This window comes from Bradyrhizobium sp. 2TAF24 (assembly GCF_052115025.1).
GTDB lineage: Bacteria > Pseudomonadota > Alphaproteobacteria > Rhizobiales > Xanthobacteraceae > Bradyrhizobium_A.
Window position 1 is genome coordinate 44600 of record NZ_JBFRFW010000029.1, and the last position, 10964, is coordinate 55563.

General features: G+C 67.3%; 8 protein-coding genes and 1 pseudogene. 6 read left to right on the forward strand and 3 right to left on the reverse strand.

Annotated elements, in window-relative coordinates:
- Positions 1-9: 9 nt before the first annotated feature.
- Complete coding sequence (locus AB4Z37_RS30325; RefSeq protein ID WP_441520438.1) at positions 10-1245, reverse strand: urate hydroxylase PuuD; 1236 nt, start codon at positions 1243-1245, stop codon at positions 10-12.
- Between the two features lie 113 nt (positions 1246-1358).
- Here AB4Z37_RS30325 and AB4Z37_RS30330 point away from each other — a divergent pair, with 113 nt between their 5' ends.
- Positions 1359-2285: a LysR family transcriptional regulator gene (locus AB4Z37_RS30330; protein WP_441520439.1), complete on the forward strand. Its 927-nt coding sequence runs from the start codon at positions 1359-1361 to the stop codon at positions 2283-2285.
- Between the two features lie 165 nt (positions 2286-2450).
- On the opposite strand, the gene guaD is transcribed toward AB4Z37_RS30330, so the two are convergent.
- Together guaD and puuE are read right to left on the reverse strand one after the other, a co-directional pair.
- Positions 2451-3779: a guanine deaminase gene (gene guaD, locus AB4Z37_RS30335; RefSeq protein ID WP_441520440.1), complete on the reverse strand. Its 1329-nt coding sequence runs from the start codon at positions 3777-3779 to the stop codon at positions 2451-2453.
- Complete coding sequence (puuE, locus tag AB4Z37_RS30340; RefSeq protein WP_441520441.1) at positions 3776-5197, reverse strand: allantoinase PuuE; 1422 nt, start codon at positions 5195-5197, stop codon at positions 3776-3778. The genes guaD and puuE overlap by 4 nt, the downstream gene beginning before the upstream one ends.
- Positions 5198-5372: 175 nt before the next feature.
- Between puuE and uraH the strand changes: the two genes are divergently transcribed.
- The 5 genes and pseudogenes from uraH to AB4Z37_RS30365 all read left to right on the forward strand — a co-directional run.
- The gene (gene uraH / locus AB4Z37_RS30345; RefSeq protein ID WP_441520442.1) at positions 5373-5744 is read left to right on the forward strand and encodes a hydroxyisourate hydrolase; all 372 of its coding nucleotides are present in this window, start codon (positions 5373-5375) and stop codon (positions 5742-5744) included.
- Positions 5716-7242 carry a xanthine dehydrogenase small subunit gene (xdhA, locus tag AB4Z37_RS30350; RefSeq protein ID WP_441520443.1) on the forward strand — a complete coding sequence of 509 codons (1527 nt, stop codon included), beginning with the start codon at positions 5716-5718 and terminating at the stop codon, positions 7240-7242. Before uraH ends, xdhA begins: the two co-directional genes overlap by 29 nt.
- A complete protein-coding gene (xdhB, locus tag AB4Z37_RS30355) occupies positions 7229-9583 on the forward strand; it encodes a xanthine dehydrogenase molybdopterin binding subunit (RefSeq protein WP_441520444.1) in 2355 nt (784 codons plus the stop codon). Before xdhA ends, xdhB begins: the two co-directional genes overlap by 14 nt.
- Positions 9580-10428: a xanthine dehydrogenase accessory protein XdhC gene (gene xdhC, locus AB4Z37_RS30360; RefSeq protein WP_441520445.1), complete on the forward strand. Its 849-nt coding sequence runs from the start codon at positions 9580-9582 to the stop codon at positions 10426-10428. Before xdhB ends, xdhC begins: the two co-directional genes overlap by 4 nt.
- 213 nt (positions 10429-10641) lie before the next feature.
- Positions 10642-10964: pseudogene (locus AB4Z37_RS30365) on the forward strand (hypothetical protein); the annotation flags it as partial.

Sequence of the window (10964 nt, forward strand, 5' to 3'; positions counted from 1 at the left end):
CTCCTCCGCTCAATTGGTGGCGCTGCGCAGCCAGTCGGCGAGCGCAAGGCGCTCGTCCGTGGTCATCTCGGTGATGTTGTTCGGCGGCATGGCGCGGCTGACCACCGCCTGCAGCTTGATCGCGTCGGCCTGGCGGGCGATGTGCGCCGGCGTATCCAGCAGCACCGCCTTCGGCGCGATCTGGATGCCGTCCCACACCGGCTCGGCGGCATGGCACATGGCGCAGCGCGAGGTGACGATCTCGACCACCTTCGCCGGCGGCTGCTGCGGCTGCGCGGATGCCGTGGATACGGCGGCCGGCGCCTCGGCGATCCCGAGCTGCGCCCGGCCGGTCGGCGACGACGCCATGGCGATCCAGAATGTGAACCACAGCGCCACGGCGACGACGGCCCACACCCACCACGGCGACTTGTCGTGGTCGGAGTGCCGAACGTTGTAGAAGTGGCGGAGCAACGCGCCGGAAATGGTGATCAGGAACACGATCGGCGGAATCACGGCCGGGTTGGCGTAGAGCACCGGATAGTGGTTCGACAGCATCAGCAGCACGGCCGGCAGCGTCAGGTAGTTGTTGTGGGTCGAGCGCTGCTTGGCCTGCTTGCCGAGCGCGGGATCGGGGGCCTCGCCAGCCATCAGGGAGGCCACCACCTTGCGCTGGTTGGGGATGATGATCATGAACACGTTGCCGGCCATCCAGGTGGCCATCAGCGCGCCGACATGGATCAGCGTGCCGCGGCCACTGAACACCAGGGTGAATCCGTAACTCGCCGCAACGATGATCACGAGGCCGATCAGACCGAGCACGGTCTCGTTCTTGCCGAGCGATGACTTGCAGAGCTGGTCATAGATCACCCAGCCAGCCGCGAGCGCGCCGATGCCGACGGCAGAGGCCTGCAGGCCGGTGAGCGGGAGCACATCCGGGTTGACGAGATAGAGGCTCGCCTGGGCGTAGTAGATCCAGACCAGCAGGAAGAAGCCGGAGATCCAGGTGGTGTAGGCCTGCCACTTATGCCAGGTCAGCTCCTCCGGCATGAAATCCGGGGCGACCAGATACTTGCGCATCTCGTAGAAGCCGCCGCCGTGCACCTGCCAGCCGACGCCGCCCTTGCCGGCCGGGATGTCCGCGGCCGCCCGCAGGCTGGCGTCGAGATGCATGAAGAAGAACGACGAGCCGATCCACGCCATGGCCGCGATCACATGCAGCCAGCGCAGCAACAGGCTTCCCCACTCCAGAATATACGGAATCATCGCCGTCTCCCGATCGTCCACTCCCGGTCCCGATACACTAATCGGGCCAATTCCATTGCGCATCCACGGATTTCGGGAATATCTTTCGAAACATTCGACAAATCGGAGGTCCCATGATCTCGCTGGAAAACGTCAGGATTTTCATGCGGGCGGCCGAATCCGGGAGCTTTTCGGCCGCGGGACGCAGTCTGCGCATGTCGCCTTCGGTGATCAGCTACCGCATCCAGGCCCTGGAGACCCACCTCAACTGCCGCCTGGTCAGCCGCACCACCCGCCGCATGAACCTGACCGAGGCCGGCCGGGTGTTCTATGAGCGCTGCCTCGACATCATCGAATCGGTGGAGCGGGCGGAGGTCAGCGTCACCGAGGCCGGCGCGACGCCGCGCGGCACGCTGAAGGTCACCGCGCCGCTCGGCCTCGGACGGCGGGTGATCTGCGAACTGGCGGCGCGCTATCGCGGGGAGCATACCGAGACCGACATCCACCTGCGGCTGTCCGACCACCTGCTCGACCTCGTGCAGGAGTCGGTCGACGTCGCCATCCGCCTCGCCCAGTTGCGCGATTCCACCTTCACGCTGCGCAAGATCGCCGATATCGAGCGGGTGCTGTGCGCCTCGCCGGCCTATCTCGACCAGCACGGCGCGCCGCAGGCGGCATCCGAGCTGCTGCGCCACAGCTGCCTGCTGCTGCGCTTCCCGGGCTCGCAGCAGTTCCGCTGGACGCTGATGGTCGACCACGAGCCGACCACGCTGCCGGTGTCCGGCCAGCTCGACGCCGACGACTGCGACGTGCTGATCGAATGGGCCCTCGCCGGCCAGGGCATCATCATGATGCCGCTGTTCGAAGTCGCCGAGCACATCGCCAGCGGCCGCCTGGTGCAGGTGCTGCCGGACGCGCCGCCGCAGCCGGTGACGCTCGGCGTGCTCTATCCCACCCGCAAGATGCTGCCGCTGCGGGTCAAGGCGTTCGTGGACATGTCGGTCGACGGCATCCGCCGCCATGTGACGAAGCAGCTCGCGATGGTCGGCAAGAAGATATAGGCCGCTCCTCTTCGGCGTCATGCGCGGGCTTGACCCGCGCATCCAGCTTCGGAAGCCTGGCTGCGCCTGCAAAGCTGGATCAGCGGGTCACGGCGCTGGCGCGCCGGCCCGGTGATGACGCAGAAAATACAGGAAGCGCGGTGGCTTCCAGCCGAAGACGGACCCTCACACCGCCTTCGGCTTCACCGGCCGCCCCGCGACATAGGTCTCCGCGACGCAGCGGTCGTCGCCGAGGGTCATCAGCAGGAACAGCTCTTCCGCAAGGTTGCCGTCGATGCACTCCATGCGATGCGCCATGGCCGGGGTCGCGCGGGGGTCGAGCACGATGACATCCGCCTCGCGGCCCACCTCCAGGCTGCCGATGCGATCGCCAAGGCCGAGCACCTCGGCATTGCCGCGGGTCATCATGTAGAACGCCTGCAGCGCCGGCCATGTCTGGCCCTGCATCTGCAGCACCTTGTAGGCCTCATTGGCGGTCTGCAGCATGGAATAGCTGGTGCCGCCGCCGACGTCGGTCGCGATCCCGACGCGGATGCCGTGCTGGTGCAGGCGGCGCATGTCGAACAGCCCGGATCCCAGGAACAGGTTCGAGGTCGGGCAGAACGCCGCGATCGAGCCGCTGCCCGCCAGCGCCGCCACCTCGCTGTCTTCGAGATAGATGCAGTGGCCGAAGATCGATCGTGGCCCGAGCAGACCATAACGGTCATAGACGTCGGTATAGGTCTTCGCGGACGGAAACAGCTCCTTGACCAGCGCGATCTCCGCGAGGTTCTCGCCGAGATGGGTCTGCATGTAGGCGTCGGGAAATGCGCGCACCAGAGCGCCGCTGGCCTCGAGCTGTTCCGGCGTCGAGGTGATCGCAAAGCGCGGCGTGATGGCATAGAGCTGGCGGCCACGGCCGTGCCACTTCTGCAGCAGCCCGCGGCTTTCCTCATAGCCGCTCGCGGCGGTGTCGGTCAGCGCCTCCGGCGCGTTGCGGTCCATCATCACCTTGCCGGCGATCATCCGCGTGCCGCGCCGCTCGCTCTCGGCGAAGAACGCCTCCACCGATTCCGGATGCACCGAGCAGTAGACCACCGCGGTGGTCGTACCCTGGCGCAGCAGCTCGTCGAAGAAGAAGCGCGCGACATGCTCGGCATGGCCCTGCTGGCGCAGCTTCTGCTCCTCGACGAAGGTGTATTTCTGCAGCCACTCCAGCAGTTGCGCGCCATAGGAGGCAATCACCCGGGTCTGCGGATAGTGGATGTGGGTGTCGATGAACCCGGGCAGGATCAGCCGGCCGCGATGGTCGTCGACCGTGACGCCGGCAGGCAGTTGCCGCAACAGCTCTGCCGCCTCGCCGACGGCGACGATCCGGCCGCCAGCCACCAGCACGAGGCCATCCTCGATATAACGATGGCTGGCGTCCGCCCCCGCAAGACGCGGGTCGGCATGAAAGCTCAGCACACGGCCGCGCAGCGCGCGCTCCACGGCTGCGGGAACGGTGTTGGTCATGGCAGGCGGTCCTTCAGCCGCAGCAGCGCGATACGCTCGATCTGGCATAGCGCCTCCTCGAACTCCGCCTCGACGCCATTGTCGACGCGGCTCTTGAAATTGGCGAGGATGCCCGCCTTGTCCCGCCCCTTCACCGCGAGAATATAGGGAAAGCCGAAGCGCGCGCGATAGCGATCGTTCAGGGCGGTGAATTCAGCGAGCTCGGCCGGGGTGAGGCGGTCGAGACCCGCGCTGCCCTGCTCACGGGTGGAATCGGCGGTGAGCTGGTTGGCGAGTGCCAGCCGCCCGGCAAGGTCGGGGTGGGCGTCGACCAGCGCCCGCTGCCGCTCCGCGGGCTGCGCCCGCATCGCCGCGACCATGGCGGCATGCAGGCCCTCGGCGGTATCGTCGGCCGTGGTCAGGCCGCCACGATGAGCCGCCGCCGCGATCTCCGGGGAATGCTCGAAAATGTCGCCGAATATCTCGACGAACTGGGCCTGCGACATCCGGCTCGGCGGCAGGCCGCCGGCCGGAGGATGGTGTCGCAGCCAATGGCGCGCGATGTCGATGCGGCGGGCGAACCAGACCTGCGGGTGCGACGCCACATAATCGAGAAAGCGCATCAGCGCCGCGATCCGCCCGGGGCGCCCGATCAGCCGGCAATGCAGGCCGATCGACAGCATCTTCGGCGCGGTCTCGCCCTCGGCATAGAGCACGTCGAAGGAGTCCTTCAGATACGAGAAGAACTGATCGCCGGCATTGAACCCCTGCGCCGTGGCAAAGCGCATGTCGTTGGCGTCGAGCGTATAGGGCACGATCAGGTGCGGGCCGCGCGCGCCCTCGACCCAGTATGGCAGGTCGTCGGCATAGGAATCCGAGGAGTAGAGAAAGCCTCCCTCCTCCATCACCAGCCGCGTGGTCCGCTCGGAACAGCGCCCGAGATACCAGCCGGTCGGACGCTGCCCGGTCACTTCGCGGTGCAGCGCGATCGCGCGATCGAGATGCTCGCGCTCGGCGGCCTCCGGCATGTCCTTGTACTCGACCCACTTGTAACCGTGGCTGGCGATCTCCCAACCTGCCTCATTCATAGCCACGACTGCCGCCGAATTGCGCGCCAGGGCCGTGGCCACGCCATAGACCGTGACGGGAATGCCGCGGCCGGTGAACAGCCGCCACAGCCGCCAGAAGCCGGCGCGGCTGCCATATTCGTAGATCGACTCCATGTTCATATGGCGCTGGCCCGGCCAGGGCTGGGCACCGACGATTTCCGACAGGAACGCCTCGGAGGCGGCATCGCCATGGAGGATGCAGTTCTCGCCGCCCTCCTCGTAGTTGATCACGATCTGCACGGCGATCCGGGCCCCGCCGGGCCAGGCGGCCTGCGGCGCGGTCCGGCCATAGCCGACGAGGTCGCGGGGATAGTCGGTGGTATCGATCATGGAGCGTGGTATCCTTGGCCAAACAGCGCGCAACACTATGCGCGTGGCCGCTGGCTGGCCTTTCGGGAATTTCAAAAGATGTTTCCGAAGCCGCCGGCAAGCCGGTTGACGGCGGACGTGGCACTATTCCTGCTGAAGGAAGCCGCGCGGATAGCGCGCCAGACGGGAAACGCACATGACCAGCCAGCACAGAAGCGGGCGCCTGACGACGCACGTCCTCGACACCACGAACGGCCGACCGGCGGTGCGCCTGCGCATCGTGCTGTCCCGCCTCGATGCGCAGGGGGCGACGGTCGTGATCGGGACCCAGACCAATCTCGACGGACGCTGCGACGCCCCCCTGCTGTCCGGCGACACCATGGTTCCCGGCCGCTACGAGCTCGTGTTCCATGCCGGCGCCTACCTGCAGCGCGAGCACGGCACGCTGCCCGAGCCGCCGTTTCTGGATGAGATTCCGATCCGGTTCGGCATCGCCGACGCCGATGCCCATTATCACGTGCCGCTCCTGATCTCACCCTATGGCTACAGCACCTACCGGGGCAGCTGACGACCTGGATGGAGGACTACGCTTGCGACCTCATATTCGCTTTCTGTTCGGCGAAAACCTGCAGGAGATCGACCGCATCGCACCAACGATGACGGTGCTCGACTGGCTGCGTCTCACCCAGCGCCATCTCGGCACCAAGGAAGGTTGCAACGAGGGCGATTGCGGCGCCTGCACCGTGGTGGTGGTGCGGCCGGACAACGGCCGGCTGACCTATCGTGCGGTCAATGCCTGCATCCAGCCGGTGGGCAGCCTCGACGGCTGCCAGCTCCTCACCGTCGAGCACCTCAAGAACGACGACGGCACACTGCATGCCGTGCAGGCGGCGATGGTCGAGCAGCACGGCTCGCAGTGCGGCTTTTGTACCCCGGGTTTCGTGATGTCGCTGTTCGCCTTCAGCAAGGTGAGCGGCCCTGCTCCCACCGACCAGGCGATCGACGACGCCCTGTCCGGCAATCTGTGTCGCTGCACCGGCTACGCTCCCATCGTGCGTGCGGCGCAGCAGGCCTGTGCAGCCGCCGAAGCCGACCGCTTCGACCGTCACGCCGCAGAGACGCTAGAGCGCCTCGAGGCGCTGCAGGACGACGCCACGGTCCATGTCGGCGATGCGTCCGGCAGCTTCTATGCCCCCGCGACCATCGATGCCCTCGCCGACATCCTCGTCGCCACCCCGGAGGCGACCATCGTCGCCGGATCGACCGACGTCGGGTTGTGGATCACCAAGCACATGCGCGCGCTGCCAACGCTGGTGTGGATCGGCCGGGTGCGCGAACTGCGTATCCTCGACGACAGCGGCGCCGCGATCGAGATCGGTGCGGGCGTCACCTACAGCGATGCCAGCGAGGTGCTGGCCCGCCACTATCCCGACCTCGGCGAGCTGATCCGCCGCCTCGCCTCCACCCCGATCCGCAACGCCGGCACCATCGGCGGCAACATCGCCAACGGCTCGCCGATCGGCGATGCCTCGCCGGCGCTGATCGCGCTCGGTGCGACGCTGCATCTGCGCCGCGGCACGGAGCGGCGTTCGATTGCGCTCGCCGACTTCTTCATTGCCTATGGCAAGCAGGATCGCCGCCCCGGTGAGTTCGTCGAGCGCATCACTGTGCCCAAGCCCGCGCCCGCCGACCGCTTCCGCGCCTACAAGATCTCCAAACGTTTCGACCAGGACATTTCCGCCGTGCTCGGCGCGTTCTGGCTGCGGCTCGACGACGACCGCATTGTCGACGTCCGCCTCGCCTTCGGCGGCATGGCCGCAACCCCGAAGCGGGCGGCGGCGACCGAGCAGGCGCTGCGCGGGCACACCTTTGACGCTGCCGCGGTGGCGGCGGCCAAGGCCGCGCTGGCAACCGACTTCAGCCCGATCACCGACATGCGCGCCAGCGCTGGTTACCGGCTGCGCAGCGCGCAGAACCTGATCGAGCGGCTCCATCTCGAACTCATGCACCCCGACACCGAAACCAGGCTCGTCGGCGACAAGGCGCTCGCACATGTCCAGGGCTGAACGCATCTTTCCGCAAGAGACCACGCTGAAGGGCGGCGTGACGGCATCGCTGCCGCACGACAGCGCCCGCCGCCATGTCACCGGAGAAGCCGTTTATATCGACGACATGCCCGAGCCTGAAGGCATGGTGCATGTCTATGTCGGCCTCAGCGAGCGCGCCCATGCCCGCCTCGTCGACGTCGACCTGTCGAAGGTGCGCACCGCACCGGGCGTGCTCGCGGTGTTCACCGCCGCCGATATTCCCGGTGACAACGACGTCAGCCCGCAGCACCTGCACGACGAGCCTCTGCTGGCAAGGGATCGCGTCGAGTTCGCCGGCCAGCCGATCTTCATGGTCGCGGCCCGCACCCGCCTCGAAGCCCGCGCCGCGGTCCGTCTCGCGGCCATCACCTATGACGACCTGCCCGCGGTGCTCGACGTCGATGCCGCCAAGGCCGCCGGCAAGATGGTGACCACGCCGATGACCCTGGCGCGGGGCGATGCCGCCGCCGCACTCGCCGCCGCCCCTCGCCGCATCCAGGCCCGGCTGCAGATCGGCGGCCAGGAGCATTTCTACCTCGAAAGCCAGATCGCGTTCGCCGTGCCCGGCGAGGACGACGACGTCACCGTCTACTCCTCGACGCAGAATCCCACCGAGGTGCAGCACATGGTGGCGGCGACGCTCGGCGTCGCCAACCACGCGGTCACGGTCGAAGTCCGTCGCATGGGCGGCGGTTTCGGCGGCAAGGAGACCCAGTGCAGCGCCTTCGCCTGCTATGCGGCGATCGTCGCCAAGCGCCTGAAGCGGGCCGCCAAGGTTCGCCCGGACCGCGACGACGACATGGTGATGACCGGCAAACGCCACGACTTCACCGTGGACTATGACATCGGTTTCGACGACGGCGGCCGCATCCACGGCGTCGATATGACCTTCGCCGCCAAGTGCGGCTGGTCAGCCGACCTGTCCGGTCCCGTGACCGACCGCGCCCTGTTTCATGCCGACAACTGTTACTTCTATCCTGCGGTGCGTGCGGTGTCCGAGCCGCTGAAGACCAACACCGTCTCCAACACCGCGTTCCGCGGCTTTGGCGGCCCGCAGGGCATTGTCGGCGCCGAGCGCCTGATCGAGGAGATCGCCTACGCCACCGGGCTCGACCCGCTGGATGTGCGCAAGCGCAACTTCTATGGCGACGCCGGACGCGACGTCACCCCCTACCACCAGACGGTCGAGGACAACATCGCGCTCGAGCTGGTCGAAAAGCTCGAGCGTGACTGCGATTACCGCGCGCGTCGCGCCGCGATCCGCGCCGCCAATGCCCATAGCCCGGTGATCAAGCGCGGCCTCGCACTCATTCCAGTCAAGTTCGGCATCTCGTTCACGCTGACCTCGTCGAACCAGGCCGGCGCGCTGCTGCTGGTCTACACGGACGGCAGCGTGCAGATCAATCACGGCGGCACCGAGATGGGCCAGGGCCTGTACATCAAGGTAGCCCAGGTGGTCGCCGAAGTGCTGCAGATCGACATCTCCCGGATCAAGATCACCGCCACCACCACCGGCAAGGTGCCGAACACCTCGCCGACCGCCGCGTCTTCCGGCGCAGACCTCAATGGCAAGGCTGCGGAAGCCGCCGCCCTCACCATCAAGGAGCGGCTCACCGCCTTCGCGGCGGAAAAATGGGGCGTCGGCAAGGACGAGGTCACCTTCCTGCCGAACCGGCTGCGGATCGGCCAGCAGGACATCCCCTTCGCCGAGGTGGTCAAGCAGGCCTATCTCGCCCGCGTCCAGCTCTCCGCCACCGGCTTCTACAAGACGCCGAAGATCCACTGGGACCGCCAGGCCGGCCGCGGCCGGCCCTTCTACTACTTCGCCTATGGCGCCGCCTGCACGGAAGTCGCCGTCGATACTCTCACCGGTGAATACCGCATCGAGCGGGTCGACATCCTGCACGACTGCGGCCGCTCGCTGAACCCGATCCTCGACATCGGCCAGATCGAGGGCGCCTATGTCCAGGGTGCCGGCTGGCTGACCACCGAGGAGCTGTGGTGGGACGGCAAGGGCCACCTGCGCACCCATGCGCCCTCGACCTACAAGATCCCGGCCTGTAGCGATCGCCCCCGTATCTTCAACGTCGCGCTGTACGAAGGCCAGAATCGCGAGGACAGCATCTTCCGCTCCAAGGCGGTCGGCGAGCCGCCGCTGCCGCTCGGCGTCTCGGCGCTGCACGCCATTTCCGACGCGGTGGCAAGCGTCGCCGGCTATCGCCATTGCCCGCGCCTCGACGCACCGGCGACACCCGAGCGGGTGCTCGACGCGGTCGATCGGCTGCGGACAGAACCGCTGCGAACCCAGGGGGCGCCATGACCCAGGGCCTTGCCGACACGCTCGCGAGCTATCTGACGGCCGGCGTCGACGTCGCCCGTGTTGTCGTCACCGATGCCAGGGGCTCGACGCCACGTGAAGCCGGTGCCGCCATGCTGGTGACGGCGGACCGCACCGACGGCACCATCGGCGGCGGTCGGTTCGAATGGGATGCGATCGCCATCGCCCGCGAGCTGCTGGCCTCGGGCGGCGACCGCCGCATCCTCGAGGTCCCGCTCGGGCCGGCCATCGGCCAGTGCTGCGGCGGCCATGTCACCCTCACGATCGCGCGCGCCGATGCCCAGCTCCTCGCTGCGATGACCGCGAGCGAAGCCACCGAGCGCGCCAGCCGTCCGCAAGTCCTGATCTTCGGTGCCGGCTTTGTCGGCCGGGCGCTGGCCACCGCGCTGTCCCCGCTGCCCTTCGACGTCCGCCTGATCGACAACCGCGCAGCCGAATTCACCGGCTTCGATGCGCCCGGCGTCGCCCAGGTCATCACCGAGCGCGTGATCGCCGAGGTCGAGGCGGCCGCGGCCGACGCAGCCTACCTCGTGATGACCCACAGCCATGCCCTTGACGCGCTGATCGCCAGCACAGTGCTGGAGCGTGGCGACTTTCGCTATCTCGGGATCATCGGCTCACGCACCAAGCGCAAGCGTTTCGAGGCGGCCTTCCGCCAGCAGGGCATTTCAGCCCGCGACATTGCCCGCATCACCTGCCCGATCGGCAGCCCCTCGGTCCGCGACAAGCGTCCCGCGGTCATCGCCGCGCTCGCCGCTGCCGAGCTGATCACGATTTTTGCCACCGACATGACCGCGCAGACCGACGCCAGCCGGCGAGTCGCGTGATTGCCGGCGGCATTCTTGCTCTCTCCACCACCGGTACACCGTCGTCGTGACACAGACCGGTCCGATTGACGACACGACACAACAGGTCCGCGGGTGCGTATGGGGGAACGCACAGCGTTGAAGTCAGCGAATGGCGGGAGCCATGAGGCGTTCGCTGATCACCTTGTCATGGGAAGACCACAGATCAAAATCAAACATTCAGGGGGAATATTAATGTCTTACAAATCGATTGCTGTTGCCGCCGGCCTGACTTTTGCCGCAGCCGGCTCCGCCTTGGCCGCCGACGTGGCTCTGCCGGTGAAAGCGCCGAAGTCGGTGCTCGACCTGCCGTTCTTCATCGTCAACGACAACCGCCTGACCTATGCCTACCAGTTCACGGCGACGGCGCCGGGCGCGGCCGATCGCACTGCCAAGCAGGTGTTCGCCTTCACCCATTTCGACGTCTGGGCCTACGGCACCAACTTCATCAACCTCGAACTGCTGAAGTCCGACAGCCGCGATCCGGCCTCGCCCTGCCTGCCGACCGTCGGCGTGGC

Bases quoted from the DNA above. Each gene is read 5' to 3' on its own strand.
- AB4Z37_RS30325 (WP_441520438.1), bottom strand. From the start codon at position 1,245: ATGATTCCGTATATTCTGGAGTGGGGAAGCCTGTTGCTGCGCTGGCTG.
- AB4Z37_RS30330 (WP_441520439.1), top strand. From the start codon at position 1,359: ATGATCTCGCTGGAAAACGTCAGGATTTTCATGCGGGCGGCCGAATCC.
- guaD (WP_441520440.1), bottom strand. From the start codon at position 3,779: ATGACCAACACCGTTCCCGCAGCCGTGGAGCGCGCGCTGCGCGGCCGT.
- puuE (WP_441520441.1), bottom strand. From the start codon at position 5,197: ATGATCGATACCACCGACTATCCCCGCGACCTCGTCGGCTATGGCCGG.
- uraH (WP_441520442.1), top strand. From the start codon at position 5,373: ATGACCAGCCAGCACAGAAGCGGGCGCCTGACGACGCACGTCCTCGAC.
- xdhA (WP_441520443.1), top strand. From the start codon at position 5,716: ATGGCTACAGCACCTACCGGGGCAGCTGACGACCTGGATGGAGGACTA.
- xdhB (WP_441520444.1), top strand. From the start codon at position 7,229: ATGTCCAGGGCTGAACGCATCTTTCCGCAAGAGACCACGCTGAAGGGC.
- xdhC (WP_441520445.1), top strand. From the start codon at position 9,580: ATGACCCAGGGCCTTGCCGACACGCTCGCGAGCTATCTGACGGCCGGC.